This window comes from Synechocystis sp. PCC 6714 (assembly GCF_000478825.2).
Classification (GTDB): Bacteria; Cyanobacteriota; Cyanobacteriia; order Cyanobacteriales; family Microcystaceae; genus Synechocystis.
Genome location: NZ_CP007542.1, coordinates 2,874,506 through 2,891,918 on the forward strand (window position 1 = coordinate 2,874,506; position 17,413 = coordinate 2,891,918).

Genomic DNA, 17,413 nt, shown 5'->3' on the forward strand with positions numbered 1-17,413 from the left:
GGCGCGGAGAATATGGCACAATCGAGAAGAATACTACGGTAACAACACCATCTCTCCATGATTCCAACCGTCATTGAAACGTCTGGGCGTGGCGATCGCGCCTTTGATATTTATTCCCGCCTACTCCGGGAACGGATTGTCTTCCTGGGGCAAGAAGTCCGGGACGAGAATGCCAATTTGGTTGTTGCCCAACTGCTGTTTTTAGAAGCGGAAGATCCGGAAAAAGACATTTATCTCTACATCAACTCCCCCGGGGGATCGGTGTCGGCGGGGCTAGGAATTTTCGACACTATGAATCAAATCCGCCCCGATGTTTGCACCATCTGCATCGGCTTGGCGGCCAGCATGGGGGCATTTCTGCTCAGTGCCGGGGCCAAGGGTAAGCGCATGAGTTTGCCCAACTCCCGCATTATGATTCACCAACCCTTGGGGGGAGCCCAAGGTCAAGCTACGGACATTGAAATTCAAGCCAGGGAAATTCTTTATCTCAAAGCATTACTCAACCAACACCTGGCCAACCACACTGGCAAATCCCTAGAAGAAATTACCGCCGATACGGAACGGGATTTCTTCATGTCCGCTGAAGAATCAAAGGAATACGGCCTGATTGACCAGGTAATTAACCGTCGTCCTTCTGCCAGTGACCCTCTGTAACCGTTATAGAAGTTTGACCCTGAATGGCCATTGAAAATTACTGGCCATTGGCACAGCTCAAATTCTAGGCCCATCCCCCCGACTCTAGATTCCACCCATTCCTCTTTCTGACCGTCCGTGAATATCACCTCCCCCCTCTCCCCCCTCGCCACCAATATCCCGATGCCCTGGGACGTTTTGGTAACTATGGCGGTAAATATGTACCCGAAACCCTCATGCCCGCGCTGACGGAGTTGGAGGAAGCCTACTATCGTTACCGGGCGGAAAACTCTTTTCAGGAAGAATTGGCGGGGTTGCTGAAGGACTATGTGGGCCGTTCCTCCCCCCTCTATTTTGCGGAACGGTTAAGCGCCCACTATGCCCGCCCCGACGGCACCCATCCTCTGATTTACCTCAAGCGGGAGGATTTGAACCATACGGGGGCCCACAAAATCAATAACGCCCTGGGCCAAGTTTTGCTAGCTAAACGCATGGGCAAAAAGCGTATTATTGCGGAAACCGGCGCTGGTCAGCACGGGGTTGCCACGGCCACGGTCTGTGCTCGCTTTGGACTTGAGTGCATCATTTATATGGGGGTGCAGGATATGGAGCGACAAAAGCTCAATGTCTTCCGCATGAATCTACTTGGGGCTAGGGTCCAACCGGTGACAGCGGGGACGGGGACGCTCAAAGATGCCACCTCTGAAGCGATTCGGGATTGGGTCACCAATGTGGAAACCACCCACTACATCCTCGGCTCTGTGGCGGGGCCCCATCCTTACCCAATGATGGTGCGGGATTTTCACCGGGTCATTGGCCAGGAAACCCGGCAACAGGCTTTGGAAAAATGGGGCGGTTTGCCGGATATCCTACTAGCCTGTGTGGGGGGCGGTTCCAACGCCATGGGGCTATTTTACGATTTCATTGACGAGCCAGAAGTGCGCTTGATTGGCATCGAAGCGGCGGGGGAGAGTATTGTCTCCGGTAAGCATGCGGCCACTCTAACCATGGGCAAACCGGGGGTATTACATGGGGCCATGAGTTATCTACTCCAAGATACGGAGGGCCAGGTTACGGAAGCCCATTCCATCAGTGCCGGCTTAGACTATCCCGGTGTGGGGCCAGAACATAGCTATCTCAAAGATGCGGGACGGGCGGAGTATTACAGCGTCACTGACCAAGAGGCGATCGCCGCTTTGCAGAGGTTATCAGAGTTGGAGGGCATTATTCCTGCTCTGGAAACGGCCCATGCCTTTGCCTATCTAGAGACCCTTTGTCCCCAACTCAAGAACGGCGAACGGATTGTGATCAACTGTTCCGGTCGGGGAGACAAAGATGTGCAGACGGTGGCCAAATACCTCCAGATGGAGATTTGAGCTGGCCCCATGCCCTGGTCAGGGTCGATGAAGGGAAATTAGGGAAATTAATGTCCATTTCCCCACGGCGTCAAAGTCTAGAGGCTTAATCAGTTGGGCAATTACTTGATGCCGAGCAATTCCACCTCAAACTCGAGGGTAGCATTGGGGGGAATGACTCCGCCGGCACCCCGGGAACCATAGGCTAAATCCGGAGGGATAATTAATTTCCGTTTACCCCCCACCTGCATAGTGGCTACTCCTTCGTCCCAACCTTTGATCACTTGGCCTACGCCGATGGTGAAGGTAAAGGGTTTATTGCGGTCCACGGAGCTGTCAAACTTAGTGCCGTCGGTGAGGCGGCCGGTGTAGTGTACTTCCACTTTTTGTCCTTTGGTGGGACTGGGGCCTTCCCCCACCACTTCGTCAATGTATTGCAGTCCAGACTCGGTGGTGATGATGTTATCGGAATTGGAGGTGGTCATGGAGGATGTTTCAGGGGCTTGTAGGGCGGAGGCTTGGGCAATTTCCACAGGGGCAGTGTTGACTTCCTGGGGAGCGGCGATCGCCGGGGGAGAAGACTTCCCGAAAATAGCGACGGAGATTAAAACCAAGCTAAAAAAAGCAACAATGGTGAGACTAACAAGAACGTCACGCATAGCGGTAAAAATTTTCATCAAAAAGTAGCTCAGATCAGCGTTGGCTTAATTATCCCATGGGCTCCTCCCCTAACTGACCGCTGACCAAACGGTTACGTCCCTCCGCCTTAGCTTGGTATAAATATTTATCTGCCTTGGCCACTAATTGGGCCCAACCACTGCCATGGGGGGGAATAGTGCTGGCACAACCAATGCTCAGGGTGACACGGTCGGCGATCGCCGATTGGGCGTGGGGAATATGTAACCCGGCAATTTCCCTTCGGATCTGTTCACCAATATGCACTGCGCCTTCTAAGTCCGTGTTGGGCAGAGCAATTAAAAATTCTTCTCCACCGTAACGGGCCGCCAAATCCTTGGGGCGACTTACTACTTTGGCCAATGCCACCGCCGTTTTTTGTAAACAACTATCTCCCCCCTGGTGGCCGTAATAATCGTTGTAATTTTTGAAATAATCAATGTCACAGAGCAGAACGGAAAAAGGATATTGCTCCCGGATGGCTTCGGACCATTCTGTGTCGAGAAATAATTCCAACTGGCGACGGTTAGCTAACTGGGTTAGTTGATCGATCTTGGCCAGCCGCTCTAACATCTGATTGGCAGACTCCAGTTGATATTGCAAACGACTTTGATAGAGCAAGCGTTTTACCCTTTGCCGGAGCACCGCCCAGTGAATTGGTTTAGTTACATAGTCGATCGCCCCCGCCTCAAAGGCCCGATCCACCGACGCTTCATCGTCTAGTCCAGTGATCATCAACACCAATGGCGAGGGATTTTGGTAACTGTCCATCAATGCCTGACAGCAGGCAAACCCGTCCATCACCGGCATTAAGGCATCAAGTAACACCACTTCCGGTTTAATTTCTGCGAATTTGGCCAGGGCTTCTTGCCCATTTTCAGCCAACTCCACTCGATGTCCCTCTTTTTGTAGGTAGACCCGGAGTTGCATCCGCATGAAACCATCGTCGTCCACCACTAAAATCTTGGCGGAGGAAGTTTCCGTTGGTTTAGGCAGACTCATGGTTAGGCACAGTAAACGGCGTTAGGGCGTCTACCACAGCGGTGTGCAAACTTCGACAATGGTGAATTATTTGGGTGACAGAACCTGACCCTAGATTACCCGATCCGGCCTCTTTTTCCAGTTGCTTGCAAAACAACGAAAATTGCTCTGCCCCTAAGGAAGCACTGCTGGATTTGAGGGAGTGGGCCGCCCGTTTAACCCGCATTAAATCCTCCACTTCCAGGCCCGCCACCAATTCGTCCATCAGCTTTTGGCTTTCTAGACAGTAACAAGCCACCATTTCCCCAAATAATTCCCCATCCCCGCCACAGAGTTCATCCCGCAAAAAGGCGATGGCCCCAGGATCTATGGCATCCAGGGGAAGCATAGGAACCTTACTAGGATTGCTTAGATCATTGGTGGTTGGTTCTTCTACGGTCAAACTTTTTTCCTCTGGGATGGTAGTTTTTTTCCCAGCCTTGGAAGCATTGATCAGGGCAGATGTATCTTGCAATACTTTTCGCAGTTGGCTAATGGCAATGGGTTTACTGATGTGGTCATCCATGCCGGCATCTAAACAGTCTTGGCGATCGCTGGCCATGGCATTGGCGGTCATGGCCACAATACGGGGTTGACGCTCCGGTGGTAGGGTTTGGCGGATCTGACGACAAGCAATTAAACCATCCATCACGGGCATTTGTACGTCCATCAATACCAAATCATAGTTTTTCTGCATCAATGCTTCGATTACTTCTTGCCCATTGTTGGCGATCGCCACCGGGTAACCCAAATTATTCAGCATCTGCTGGGCCACCTTCTGATTAATCAGATTATCTTCGGCTAAGACTATTTGCAGGGGAGGCTGTAACTTGGTGACGTTTTCCTCCGTCAAGGAACTATCTAGCTGAGTTGCTTCAATAAACTCAGGCAGGCCATCCAGACTGAACTGTAGTTGATGGTCGGCAATATCACCGGAGCATTGGAACAGATTGGCCAAAGTTTCAAATAAAAGAGATTGACGCACCGGCTTATTGAGCACCATTTGGAAGAGAGATAAATCATCCGTTTCTAACACCAGACCAGAGGAAAGCAGAATTATTGGCAAATCATTACCTTGGGGAAATTGTCGTAGATGTTGGGCCAGGCTAGCACCATCCATATTGGGCATTTGTAAATCCAAAATGGCCACATCCAGACTGGAACAGCGGGCAAACCAATCCAGGGCCGATTCCCCATCGGCAAAACAGTGACAGATTAGTCCCCAGGTTTGGCATTGCTCCTGCAAAATGCGGCGATTGGTTTCGTTATCGTCCACAATTAACACCTGTTTGCCCTTCATTTGTTGCACAGCATCCGCTTCCCCCAGGGCCGGTGCCTGGGCCGTGGTCAGAATGTGGAAACTGAACATGGAACCCACACCCGGTTCACTAGTTACGGCCAAAACTCCCCCCATCATTCGGGTTAGACGCTGGCTAATCACCAAACCCAAACCGGTGCCTCCATATTTGCGGGTGGTGGAAGAATCCACCTGGCTAAAGGATTTGAACAGGCGATCGAGGCGATCGACCGGGATGCCAATGCCCGTATCCCGCAGGTTGAAACAAAGGCGATGGCTGGGATGGGGTAAATCCAAAATAGTTTCGTAGGATTGGCTGGAGTCAAAAGGTTCCGCCCTGACTGTTAGAACCACTTCCCCTTTCTCCGTAAATTTGAGTGCGTTGCCAATTAGGTTGGAAAGAATTTGTCTTAATCTCACCTGGTCCCCCAAAATCCGGGTAGGGGTGCGGGGGTCGATGCCATAGGTCAGTTCCAAGTTTTTGACTCGGGCAATGGGGCCAAACATTTCAAATACCCCTTCAATGAGGGGTCGTAACTCAAATGCTTGGGTTTCCAACACCAACTTATCGGCTTCAATTTTGGAAAAGTCGAGAATATCGTTGATGATAGTCAGCAGAGTTTCCCCACTTTGACGGATGGTTTGGACGTAGTCTATTTGTCGGGGGTTTAGATCCGTCATAATCAGTAGTTCTGTCATGCCAATCACCCCGTTCATCGGTGTGCGAATTTCATGGCTCATCATGGCCAGAAATTCACTCTTGGCCCGGTTGGCGGCTTCGGCGGCCCATTTAGCTTTTTCTAGTTCGAGGTTTTTCTGGGCTAATTCTCGACGACGTTCCCGCTCTTTTTCCAACAGAGCTGCTTGGGCCAGGGCAATGCCCATTTGTTCGGCGATCGCCTCTAGGAGTTCAATTTCATCCGCCGTCCAAACCCGCTGTCGGTCGCATTGATGGAGAGCAATAATACCATTAGCCCTACCTTGATAGGATGTACGGACTGCCAGGAAGGACTGCACCTGGAAGTGACGATAAAATTCCTTGGAGCCAGTGGAATTCAAATCCTGGTCTATATCCACCACTGCCATGGCCCGATCGCCTTGGATAATGAGAGGATCGTAGGCATGGTCGACCACTATTTCCCCCGCCAGGAGAGAGGCAAAACTTCCTCCCAAATATTCCGCTACTACGGGTACCTGGAGGGTAGTAGCCTCCGAGTAATTATGGAGCAGGCAACGGCTCACTGCAAAGGCGTCCCCCACCTGCCGAGCCGCCGTTTGAAAAATTAAAGTTGGTTGTAAACTACGGCGGATTTCTTGGCTAATTTTCCGCATTAACAAAATTTGGGTAAGCTTTTTCTGGAGTGTTTCTTGGGCCTGTTTACGGTCAGTGATATCCATACAGGAACCCACATAACCCATAAATTTTCCGTCTTCTAGGTAGCGGGGTGCCCCTACGTTGACAATCCAGCGATATTGTTGGTCTGCCCGTTGGTAGCGGTATTCCAGCTCAAATCGCTGACGGGCGCCCCAGGATTGGGAATACACTGCAAGGTAATGGCCCCGGTCATCGGGGTGAATGCCTTTTAGGTAACCTTGCCCCAATTCCGCTTCCAAGGTGGAGCCCCGAAACTCTAACCAAGATTGATTAACGAAGGTCATTTTTTGGTCTTGATCCGCCACCCAGAGCATTATGGGGGAAGTGTCGGCCATCATGCGAAAGCGAGCTTCACTTTCCTTAAGGGTTTTCTCCGCTTGTTTGCTAGAGGTAATTTCAAAGCGGATGGCGAGGTATTGATAGGGCTTGCCATCACTGTCCAAGAACGGAACAACAGTGCTATCTACCCAGTAGCTTTGGTCGTACTTATTTTTATTTTTGATTTGCCCGTGCCACACTTCTCCGGCGGCAATGGTCTGCCAAAACTGCTGAAAGAACTCCGGTGGATGATAACCGGAATTCACTAAACGGTGGGTGTTACCAATCAACTCTTCCCGGCTATAACCTGACACCTGCAAAAATTTATCGTTAACGTAGGTAATTACCCCTTGGGTATCCGTGATGGCCACAATGGCGGCTTCGTCCAGGGCTGTTTTTTGCACCGCCAATTCCTGCAGGGTAATTTGCAAGCGCTCTTCAGCAGTTTGTTGCTGTTTGACTAAGTCGCTCAGTTGTTCCCCGTGTCTGCGACTTTTTTGCAGATAATAAACGGCGATCGCCACAGCCCAAGCCATGATCAAACCGCTCACCAAAGTCCAATCGGACCAGGAGGATTTGTACTGGTCGAGAATCAGTGGCCCCGGCACTAGTTGTAATTGCCAATAGCTGACCATGGTTTCCGCTAAGGGCAGGGAGTTATCCCATGCCAGTGTTTTCAGCAAAAAAATGTCCTGGGCCCATTCCTGGGGCACGTCGTTATAGACCAACTGGTTATCTTCAAAGATACGCAGGCCATAACTCCGAAGATTGCTATTTTCCACACTTGCATGGCTGGCCAAGGGGCGGACAGCGTCGATGAAACGGTTCAGTTCAAAAACCCCCACCACAAAACCATCAAACTCTTTATCGACAAACAGGGGAACACAGACTAAAAATCCCTTGCCCCCTTGAACCAAATCAATAACCTTGCTGACCGTCGTTGTCCTTGTGCGGGCCGCCATTTCCAAAGGAATTTGGCGATCAAGGTTGGCATTAGTGTGGCCAATGACCTGCCCATTGCCTTTTAACGGTTCAATCCACCGCACCACAAATTCTGAATCTACCCATTCGATCGCCTGATAACCACCAAAACTTTTCGCCTGGGCCCTAGCATCCAAGGACCATTCTGTTTGCTCCATTCCCGCTGGCGACCTTTCCCAGCGCCGGGCCATTTGCTCCAGTTGTTGGGTGTGAAAATTAAGTTGATTTTCAATCTGTTCGTGGATATTGGTCAGTCGATTGTCGAGAATCTGCTGAAGCTTCTGTTGGGATTGGGAGCGGAGAGAAAGGTAGGTATTCACCGCCATAACCGATAACCCTACCCCGATCACGACTGGCAATATTGGAGAAAGCAGGGGACGGCCCAGGGGAAATTTCATATCAAGCTATGGATGGCGTCCAGCACAGCGTTGCGACACTTCAAAGTCTAGTCCAGGGTACAGGAGTTGAACCTGTCTAGGGCGAATTATGAGTTCGCTGCCTCAACCGCTCGGCCAACCCTGGTGTTTATTGTCCCGACACCATATTGTAAACCACCACCAACCGCTACGGAGCAGGGAACTGATCGCCCATTTTGTCTAGGCCGGGTGGTCTAATTTTGAGATTTCCTAGGGCATAATGAATCGAGCTATCCAAAATTGCTCATCAAAAACCCATCTTCCCATTTCAATGGCGATCGCCAGGTTATGTCCACCAAAAGTAAGATTTTTCTAATTCTGCTGGTTTTTTGTCCCCTCTCCTGGGCCTCCCACTGGTTGGGTTGGGGGGAAACGACCGTGTTTATTCTGGCGGGTTTGGCCATTGTGCCCTTAGCGGCCTTTATGGGCACCGCCACCGAGGAAATTGCTGTGGTTATTGGCCCCAACGCTGGCGGGTTACTCAATGCCACCTTTGGCAACGCGACGGAACTAATTCTGGCTTACATTGCCCTCAAGGAAGGATTGATCGATGTGGTTAAGGCCACCCTGACGGGGTCAATCATTGGCAACCTACTCTTGGTGATGGGCTTCGCCGTACTGTTGGGGGGGCTGCGCTACAAGGAACAGAGTTTCCAACCGATCGCCGCGCGCCTAAATGCTTCCACCATGAATTTGGGGGTGGTGGCAATTCTTTTGCCCACAGCATTGCAATACACTTCCACCGGTGTAGCAGAAACGATTCTGCAAAATTTATCCGTAGCAGTGGCGGTGGTGCTAATTGGCGTTTACATGCTCTCCCTGGTATTTTCCATGGGCACCCATGCCTACCTCTACGATGTGGGGTTAGCGGAAAATATGGAAATGCCCGAAGCAGGGGAAAGTTTACCTACGCCCGAACCGCCTACGGAGGAAGAAAAACCCAACCTCTGGCTTTGGACCGGGGTTTTGCTGGCCGTCACCCTGGGGGTAGCAGTGGAATCGGAGTTATTGGTGGGCTCCTTGGAGGTGGCCACGGAATCCCTGGGATTAACTCCCCTGTTCACCGGGGTAATCCTCCTCCCCATCATTGGCAACGCCGCTGAACACGCTACCGCTGTCACTGTGGCCATGAAAGACAAAATGGATCTGTCCATGTCTGTGGTGATGGGATCGAGCCTGCAAATTGCCTTCTTCGTTGCTCCGGTGTTGGTGATTATCGGCTGGGCGATCGGTCAACCGATGGATCTAAACTTCAATCCGTTCGAGTTGGTGGCCGTATTAGTGGCGGTGTTGATTGTCAATTCCATTAGTGGCGACGGTAGTTCCAATTGGTTAGAAGGGGTTTTACTTTTGGCGACCTATGCCATCATTGCCCTGGCCTTTTACTTCCATCCCACCCTTATCTAGGACCTAGTTCTCGGGAAAACACTAAACTCGAGGTAATGTTACCGCTTGGGGCTGATTTTGATATTTGCCCCTCCTGGTTTCATAGCTAATGTCGCAATCTTCCCCTTCGAAAAATAGTAATTGCACAATGCCTTCGTTGGCGTAGATACGACAGTCGGCACTGGAAGAATTGGAAAATTCTAGGGTCAGATGACCGCACCACCCCGCTTCCCCTGGCGTCAAATTGGCGATGATACCGGCCCTAGCATAGGTACTTTTCCCAATGCAAAGCACAGTGACATTGGCGGGGATAGCTAGTCTTTCCACTGCCACCCCCAGACCGTAGGAATGGGCCGGCAAAATAAAATAAGTACCGCTGTCATCGCTGTGGAGTTGGGTCTGTTCTAAATTGTGGGGATTAAAATTTTTGGGGTCAACTACAGTACCAGGAATATGACGAAAAATACGAAAATCTGCTGCTGAAAGGCGAATATCGTAGCCAAAACTGCTCAAACCAAAGGAAATAGCTGGTTTTCCCCCTATCTGACGCATTAGTTTGGGCTCAAACGGCTCAATCATGCCTTGGGCGGCCTGGGTACGGATCCAAATATCGTTCTTGATCATGGGCTAAAGTAGAGGGCATAAAGCGGCAATTATTATCCCCTGTTCAGGCCCAGCATTTCAGATTTGTCCCCATAAGCTTCAACTTCGAGTCCTGTGAATGGTTTTGATTATATTTGGTTATATTTTCAGAGTCCTACACCACTAAAAATTTGGGAGCTTTTGCCTTATCCTGCTTAGAGACGACATCCACTGTAAATTTTTATGAACCCATTACTCTCCCCTTTGTGGCCTTTTATTGCCACCACCGTAGAAACAGGCACGGAAACAGAAATAGCCCCATTGGTTTTGGCAGGGGTACTCCTCAGCCTGGTGGTGGTCTATTTTGCCAGTAAGTTGGGGGGGGAAGTCTGTCTCCGGCTTAATTTACCGCCGGTGCTGGGGGAATTGGTTGGGGGCGTATTAGTGGGGGTTTCGGCTCTCAAGCTATTGTTATTTCCTGAAGGGGGACTGGCGCCGGAAGATTCCCTAATCATTCAGTTATTGATGGGGTCAGCGGATTTATCCCCAGAAGCGGCTCAGTCGGTCTTTAGTGCCCAGAGTGAGGTAATCTCTGTCATTTCTGAGTTGGGGGTAATTATTCTCCTGTTTGAAATTGGCTTAGAGTCTAATCTCAAGGAACTGATTCGGGTTGGCCCCCAGGCGGCGATCGTCGCAGTGGTAGGGGTAGTGACCCCTTTTAGTTTGGGCACCATTGGTCTGATGACCATTTTTGGGGTAGCGCCCATTCCAGCAATTTTTGCGGGGGCCGCCTTAACGGCTACCAGCATTGGTATTACAGCTAAGGTATTGGCAGAAATTAACCGTTTGAGTTCCAATGAAGGGCAAATTATTATTGGGGCGGCGGTATTGGACGATATCCTCGGCATTATTGTGCTGGCGGTGGTGGGCAGCCTGGTGAAAACTGGGGAAATCCAGATCAGCAATATCATTTATCTAATACTCAGTGCCACTGGTTTTGTGGTGGGTTCAATTTTAATCGGTCGTTTACTCAGCCCCTTCTATGTCAGCTTGGTCAACCGCATGAAGACCCGGGGACAGTTGCTCTTGGTTTCCATTTGCGTGGCTTTTGTCCTTTCCTACATCGCCCAAATTGTGCAGTTGGAAGCTATTTTGGGTTCCTTTGCGGCGGGTCTGATTTTGGCGGAAACGGAAAAACGGGAAGAGCTTGAAGAACAAATTCTCCCCCTAGCAGACTTTTTTGTACCGGTATTTTTTGTTTGTGTGGGGGCTAAAACCGATGTCAGTGTGCTCAACCCCGCTGTGCCCGCTAACCGGGAAGGTTTAATCATCGCTGCCTTTTTAATCCTGGTGGCAATTGTTGGTAAAGTAGTCACCGGTTTCACCCTGGTGGGCAACTCCGAGCTGAACAAATTGGCGATCGGGGTGGGAATGATTCCTCGAGGAGAAGTGGGTTTGGTGTTTGCTGGGGTAGGAGCCGCTAGTGGCGCTTTGGATCCCGCCACCGATGCCGCTATTATCGTTATGGTCATTGTTACCACCTTTGTGGCTCCTCCCTGGTTGCGGGCAGTATTTGAAGGTAAGAAAAAGGAAGAAGTCCCACAAAAAAACCTTCCTACCCCAGAACAATAAACTGGGTAATTCCCCCTCCATGCTGACTGATCGCTTTAGATGGGTTGCGGTCTACCAAAAATATTCACAGTACCTCGCCCATCACTGATAGGTTTTGGTGGTTAAGCGACCCTGGTGATAGTGAATAATTGTGGCACCGTGACTCAAGCAATAAAGCGAACATAGGATATCTCCTCCAGTAGGCTGCCCAGCAGTGAAGGTTAATAGGCTAATAATCTACCAGAGCAAACAGTAATTCAATTGAATAGATTAGTTTTCAGTCCTGCTTGGGGGCACAAAGTGAAGATTAGATGAAATCCCTGCAGAATTGACCTGACGGGGATTCATACTCAGAGCAGGGGACTAATTAAGAGGTTAAGAAGGAGAAAATCTTTGGTGTGATTCAAGGGATATTGCTGCATATCCTCTAGGGTTGCTGCAAGAATGCGTCAATGAATGGAACAGCGAAGCAATGACAATATTCACTTTTCTCAGTCAGGGCTATCCCCAGCCTTGGGCCATCGAAAGTATGTTAAGTCTCTATGTATTGTCGAAGTAGAGATTAACCCACCCCAATAATCAGTAGTTTAAAGGGAGTGGTTTAGTTGGGAGAGGCAATGGCCCATGAGAAAATATACGACTAGGGTAGCCGCCGCCGCCGCTGCCACCAAAGTTCCCGCCAGCATCAAAGAAAATTCCTGCTCTTCGATCGCCTGTTGCATTAAGTGGAGCGACCAAGCCACCAAAGCCACATCAAAAATGAGAATGGGCACCAACATATGTAACAAAATGTAAACCTTTCCGTTACATTCTAATCTATTCCCCAGCAGTGGGAATCAAAAATCTGAGAATTTAAGCTTTTCTCCGGTTTTTCGGCAATGTTAATGCCATTTTTTATCTGAATCTCTGATCCTCTAGAATCTATTCACTTTTGCCAATGACCAATGCCCTAGGGAAAAGCTAGTTCAAAGTGAACTACACAGACCATTAACAAGCAATTTAGTGCTCTCAGATTGTTTGTCCCCCGAGGAAGATAACAATTTGCTGGTCTAGGCAGTCCTAAGACGTCATTGTTTGCTATGATATTGAACTGTCAGTCTGGAGAGATGGCTGAGCGGTTGAAAGCGGCTCCCTGCTAAGGAGTTATGGGGTTTATAGCTCCATCGAGGGTTCGAATCCCTCTCTCTCCGTTTTTTTCTTAGAGATAATTTATTGGATACTGTCTCCGTTGCTTAGGAAACGATCTTTTCCTTTGCCTGCGTAGTGATCATGAACAGTGGTTAACGTTAAATATTGACGGATTACCTAGGTTGCAGAGAATGAGTTGATTAAGACCGTTGAAAATTCTTTTCTGCCATGGAGATAAAGTTGCAGGCTTGCGAGCGACGGTGTTCCAAGTGCCCTACTTTTGCCAAGGATACGGGGATTTTTCTACGATGCTCCGGATACCTTCAGAAAAATTAGGTTGAGCAAGGAACAAGAAAAAACCCCCACTGCTAAGAGCGGGAGTCTGTCAAAAAGATCACTAAATCGGCTAGAGGGAATTAGCCCCTGCCACCACTTCCAAAAGTTCCTGCGTAATTGCCGCCTGACGGGCTTTGTTATAGGACAAAGTGAGAGTGCCAATTAACTGTCCAGCGTTGTCACTGGCATTGCTCATGGCAGTCATCCGAGCCGCTAGCTCGCTGGCCGCCGACTCCTGCAGAGCCCGTAGCAATTGATTAGTGTTATATAAGGGCAACAAAGCTTCTAGAATTTGCACTGGATCCTGTTCAAAAATCATATCCTGGGGAAATGTTTCCACCGGAGCTTCCAGTTTTTCCCGTTCCACCTGGAACTTGCCTCCCCGGGTGATTAAACGGAAGATTTCGTCATCGGGGGCTTCTAATCCTTGGGGAGACAGGGGAAACAGGGTTTGCACCACCGGTTGGGAGCTAATCAGAGACACAAAACGAGTGTAAATTAGCTCCACCCGATCCACTGCCTCAGAAACAAACAAAGCCACCAGGGAATCCGCAATTTGGGCCGCTTCTGATGCGTTGGGGATTTGTTCTAAATTTGCATAGCTAGCGGCTACATCGTAGTCCCGTCGGCCAAAATACTGTTTGGCTTTACTACCTACCAATACCAGCTTGACGGCAATGCCTTGGCTTTTTAATTCCTTGGCCCTTTGCTCAGCCCGCTTAATGGCATTGACGTTATAGCCACCGCAGAGTCCCCGATCGCCAGTGACCACCAGGAGAGCCACGGATTTAGGTTCCCGTTCTTCAAACAAGGGCAATTCGGTTTCCGCAAAGGAAAGACGGTTTTGCAAGTTATAAAGTACCTGGGCTAAAGCATCGGCAAAGGGACGGGTAGAAAGCACCTGTTCTTGGGCCCGGCGCACCTTAGCGGCCGCCACTAGACGCATTGCTTCAGTAATTTTTTTTGTATTTTTGACCGACTGAATCCGGTCACGAATCGCTTTAAGGTTAGGCATAGGACGTTACACCCGTTAAATTTATCTTTTTTAATGTTCTGGAGCCTAAATATCGATCCCTAACACCAGGGGCAGGGGAAAAGTCGAGGTTTAACCCCAACCATTCCCCCCAACTCACCGATAGGGCAATGATTAGGCGGCAAAACCTTGGGTGAATTCTTTAATCCCTTCTTTCAACAAAGTTTCGGCTTCCTCACTCAGAGCTTTGGTGCTACTGATGATTTCTACGTACTTAGCTTTGTTGGCCTTGAGATAATCCCGCAGACCTTGGGAAAATTCGGTCACTTTGTCCACAGGAATGGTGTCAATGTAACCATTTAAACCGGCATAGCTGATGGCCACCTGTTCCCACACAGACAGAGGGGAATTTTCAGGTTGTTTCAGCAGTTGACGCAAACGCTGGCCCCGGGCCAATTGGGCTTGGGTAGCAGCGTCCAAATCGGAAGCAAATTGGGAAAAGGCTTCCAATTCCGCGAACTGAGCTAGTTCCAGTTTCAATTTACCAGCCACTTTTTTCATGGCTTTGGTTTGGGCGGCCGAACCTACCCGGCTTACCGAAATACCGGCGTTGATGGCAGGACGGAAACCAGCGTTGAATAGGTCAGTGGAAAGGAAAATTTGACCGTCGGTAATGGAAATTACGTTGGTGGGAATGTAGGCAGAAACGTCCCCAGCTTGGGTTTCAATCACCGGCAGGGCGGTCATGCTTCCACCACCGAGGGCATCGCTCAATTTAGCCGCCCGCTCTAACAAACGGGAGTGGATGTAGAATACGTCACCGGGGTAAGCTTCCCGACCGGGGGGACGACGCATTAACAGGGACATTTGACGGTAGGCCTGGGCTTGCTTGGACAAATCGTCGTAGATTACCAGGGTGCTCTTGCCTTGGTACATGAAATGTTCCGCCAAGGTGGCACCGGTGTAGGGGGCCAAATATTGCAGGGTGGCAGGGTCATTAGCATTGGCGGCCACCACGATGGTGTAGGCCATGGCACCTTTTTCCGTCAGGGTGTCAATGATTTGAGCAACGGTGGAAGCCTTTTGGCCGATCGCCACGTAAACGCAAATTACGTCTTCGGACTTCTGGTTAATGATGGTGTCAATGGCGATCGCCGTTTTACCGGTTTTACGGTCTCCAATGATCAACTCCCGCTGACCCCGACCAATGGGAATCATCGCGTCGATGGCGGTAATACCAGTTTGCATTGGCTCACAAACGGATTTCCGCTCAATAATCCCAGGAGCGGGGGATTCCAACAAACGGGTAGCAGTGGAAGTAATGGGGCCTTTCCCGTCGATGGGGCGACCAAGGGAATCCACCACCCGACCCACCATGGCATCCCCTACGGGAATTTGGGCAATCTGGCCAGTGGTTTTAACGGTACTGCCTTCTTGGATACCGAAACCGTCCCCCATCAACACCGCACCGACGTTATCCTCTTCCAGGTTCAGGGCGATACCAATGGTGCCATCTTCGAACTCCAGCAACTCCTGGGACATAACCTGCTCCAGACCGTAAATCCGCGCAGTACCATCTCCCACCTGGAGCACTGTACCCACGTTGGAAACCTGGACGCTCTGATCGTAGGACTCGATTTGCTGGCGGATAATACTGCTAATCTCGTCGGGTCTAATGCTTACCATAGTCTTAATTTTCCGTTGAAAAAGTGAATATAAAGCGTCGCTGGGCGACGGAAATTAACTGCTAGAGAGTGGCCCCGAGACTCAGACCAACCCGGCGGAGTTGACCCCGCAAACTGGAATCAAACACCTGGGAACCCACTTTGATGACAATGCCACCGAGGATGTCCTCGTCCACTTTGGTTTCTAGTTCCACTGCCTGGGCCCCAGTGAGTTGTTTAACTTTTTCCTTCACCCGATCCTTTTGGACATCGGTGAGCTTTAGGGCGGAGGTAACTTCAGCCAATACCGTATTGGTAAACTGCCGCAATAGGGCCAGGTATTGCTCACAAATGGCTTCGAGGAAAACAATGCGGCGTTTATCCACCAGCAACATCAAAAAGTTGAGCAGATAACCATTGCCCCCATCCCCTATCACAGAACGGAGCACAGACTTTTTATCTTCGTCCTTGACCACTGGGCTAGAAAGCACCGCAGACAAATCGGGGGAATCTTTGAGCAGGGCCAGGAGGGAACGTAAATCTTCTCCAAACACCTCGGTCAAATTTTGTTGTTGGGCTAACCCCATCAACGCCTGGGCGTAGGGTTCAGCAATCTTACTGCTGTATAAGGAACCTTTCATTAGCGACCTCCCAATTGGGCAATACTGCGTTCGATTAAGCGGTCCTGGGTGTTTTCATTCAGGCGATCACGCAGGTCAGCTTCGGCCTTAGCCACTGCCTGTTCAGCAATGCGACGCTTGAGTTCGGCAATCACCCGTTCCTGCTCAGCTCCCAAATCCTGGGCCGCCGTTTCCTGCATCCGACGCAGATCCGCTTCCGTCTGGGTCGCAATTTCCTGTTTAGCCACCTCTGCCCGTTGCCCAGCTTCTTGGACAATGCGAGTCGCTTCGGCTTTGGCCTGGGCTAGCTTTTTCTCTTCCTCCGCTAAAATCTCCGCAGATTTGCGTTGGCGAGTTTCCGCTTCTTCGATGGCATCGGCAATTTTTTGACGGCGATCGCCAAGGATTTTGCCCAAGGTTTTCGGTGCGTAGTAAATAATAATTCCCAGCAAAATGGCCAGGTTAAAGAGGTTGGCTTCCAGAAAATCTAAATTGATTCCGAAACCCCCTTCCCCCGCCCCATGGGCTTCGGCCGCTAGGATGAACAAGGTATTAAGCATAATGGCAACTAAGTCTATAGGGCACTTATTTAATCAATTCAGGGCCTAACAATTTCTGCAAAATCTGATCACTCAGGGCACCCACCTCCCGTTCCAAAGAACTGAGGGCAGACTGCCGTTGGGCCTCGATTTCCTGCGCCGCTGTTTCCTTTTGCCGTTGGGATTCCCTTTGGGCCTCCGCAATCTTTTCCGCCGCCAAACGCCTAGCCTCAGCTTGGGCCTCGGCGATCACAGTTTGGGACTGCCGACGAGCATCGGTAATCTGTTGCTCATACTCCTGGGTAATCGCCTTTGCTTTGGCTAACCGCTCCCGGGCATCCTCTTCATTGGTGCGAATGTAGTCAGCCCGTTCATCTAAAACCTTATTCATTGGCTTGTAGAAAATGGCATTGAGCAGAAACGCGAGAACCACGAACTGCAATGCCATCAGGGGCAGGGTGGCATCAAAATCAAACATTGTTTTACAAAAACTAGGTCAGGGAT

Annotated in this window: 14 protein-coding genes and 2 tRNA genes; 5 read left to right on the top strand and 11 right to left on the bottom strand. The window is 50.2% G+C overall.

The window, feature by feature from the left end:
* Positions 1-57 precede the first annotated feature (57 nt).
* Positions 58-654 carry an ATP-dependent Clp endopeptidase proteolytic subunit ClpP gene (clpP, locus tag D082_RS13140; protein ID WP_028947204.1) on the top strand — a complete coding sequence of 199 codons (597 nt, stop codon included), beginning with the start codon at positions 58-60 and terminating at the stop codon, positions 652-654.
* 107 nt (positions 655-761) lie between these two features.
* On the top strand, positions 762-2,009 hold the full coding sequence (trpB, locus tag D082_RS13145) for a tryptophan synthase subunit beta (RefSeq protein WP_071880814.1): 1,248 nt from the start codon (positions 762-764) through the stop codon (positions 2,007-2,009).
* A 101-nt stretch (positions 2,010-2,110) separates the two neighbouring features.
* Here trpB and D082_RS13150 read toward each other — a convergent pair whose 3' ends face one another.
* The 4 genes from D082_RS13150 to D082_RS13165 form a co-directional block, all read right to left on the bottom strand.
* Positions 2,111-2,647, bottom strand: coding sequence for an FKBP-type peptidyl-prolyl cis-trans isomerase (locus tag D082_RS13150; RefSeq protein WP_028947202.1), 537 nt, complete (start codon positions 2,645-2,647; stop codon positions 2,111-2,113).
* Between the two features lie 49 nt (positions 2,648-2,696).
* Positions 2,697-3,665, bottom strand: coding sequence for a PleD family two-component system response regulator (locus D082_RS13155; RefSeq protein WP_028947201.1), 969 nt, complete (start codon positions 3,663-3,665; stop codon positions 2,697-2,699).
* On the bottom strand, positions 3,652-8,052 hold the full coding sequence (locus tag D082_RS13160) for a response regulator (protein ID WP_028947200.1): 4,401 nt from the start codon (positions 8,050-8,052) through the stop codon (positions 3,652-3,654). The genes D082_RS13155 and D082_RS13160 overlap by 14 nt, the downstream gene beginning before the upstream one ends.
* A 51-nt stretch (positions 8,053-8,103) precedes the next feature.
* Positions 8,104-8,176: transfer RNA gene (locus D082_RS13165), tRNA-Ile, on the bottom strand.
* Between the two features lie 182 nt (positions 8,177-8,358).
* Between D082_RS13165 and cax the strand changes: the two genes are divergently transcribed.
* Positions 8,359-9,477 (top strand): calcium/proton exchanger, encoded by a 1,119-nt coding sequence (gene cax / locus D082_RS13170; protein ID WP_028947199.1) that lies wholly within the window; start codon positions 8,359-8,361, stop codon positions 9,475-9,477.
* 21 nt (positions 9,478-9,498) lie between these two features.
* Here cax and dcd read toward each other — a convergent pair whose 3' ends face one another.
* A complete protein-coding gene (gene dcd / locus D082_RS13175) occupies positions 9,499-10,080 on the bottom strand; it encodes a dCTP deaminase (protein ID WP_028947198.1) in 582 nt (193 codons plus the stop codon).
* Positions 10,081-10,275: 195 nt separating this feature from the next.
* Here dcd and D082_RS13180 point away from each other — a divergent pair, with 195 nt between their 5' ends.
* Positions 10,276-11,670 (top strand): cation:proton antiporter, encoded by a 1,395-nt coding sequence (locus D082_RS13180; protein ID WP_028947197.1) that lies wholly within the window; start codon positions 10,276-10,278, stop codon positions 11,668-11,670.
* A gap of 566 nt (positions 11,671-12,236) precedes the next feature.
* Here D082_RS13180 and D082_RS13185 read toward each other — a convergent pair.
* Positions 12,237-12,428, bottom strand: a complete 192-nt coding sequence (locus tag D082_RS13185; protein WP_028947196.1) for a hypothetical protein — start codon at positions 12,426-12,428, stop codon at positions 12,237-12,239.
* Positions 12,429-12,749: 321 nt separating this feature from the next.
* Here D082_RS13185 and D082_RS13190 point away from each other — a divergent pair.
* Positions 12,750-12,839, top strand: a tRNA-Ser gene (locus D082_RS13190).
* A 344-nt stretch (positions 12,840-13,183) separates the two neighbouring features.
* On the opposite strand, the gene D082_RS13195 is transcribed toward D082_RS13190, so the two are convergent.
* The 5 genes from D082_RS13195 to D082_RS13215 all read right to left on the bottom strand — a co-directional run bounded on the left by D082_RS13195 (position 13,184) and on the right by D082_RS13215 (position 17,387).
* On the bottom strand, positions 13,184-14,128 hold the full coding sequence (locus tag D082_RS13195) for a F0F1 ATP synthase subunit gamma (RefSeq protein WP_028947195.1): 945 nt from the start codon (positions 14,126-14,128) through the stop codon (positions 13,184-13,186).
* A 132-nt stretch (positions 14,129-14,260) separates the two neighbouring features.
* Positions 14,261-15,772 (bottom strand): F0F1 ATP synthase subunit alpha, encoded by a 1,512-nt coding sequence (atpA, locus tag D082_RS13200; protein ID WP_028947194.1) that lies wholly within the window; start codon positions 15,770-15,772, stop codon positions 14,261-14,263.
* A 61-nt stretch (positions 15,773-15,833) separates the two neighbouring features.
* Positions 15,834-16,391, bottom strand: coding sequence for an ATP synthase F1 subunit delta (gene atpH, locus D082_RS13205; RefSeq protein WP_028947193.1), 558 nt, complete (start codon positions 16,389-16,391; stop codon positions 15,834-15,836).
* A complete protein-coding gene (locus D082_RS13210) occupies positions 16,391-16,930 on the bottom strand; it encodes a F0F1 ATP synthase subunit B (RefSeq protein ID WP_028947192.1) in 540 nt (179 codons plus the stop codon). Before D082_RS13210 ends, atpH begins: the two co-directional genes overlap by 1 nt.
* A gap of 25 nt (positions 16,931-16,955) precedes the next feature.
* Positions 16,956-17,387 (bottom strand): F0F1 ATP synthase subunit B', encoded by a 432-nt coding sequence (locus D082_RS13215; RefSeq protein WP_028947191.1) that lies wholly within the window; start codon positions 17,385-17,387, stop codon positions 16,956-16,958.
* Between the last annotated feature and the right edge of the window lie 26 nt (positions 17,388-17,413).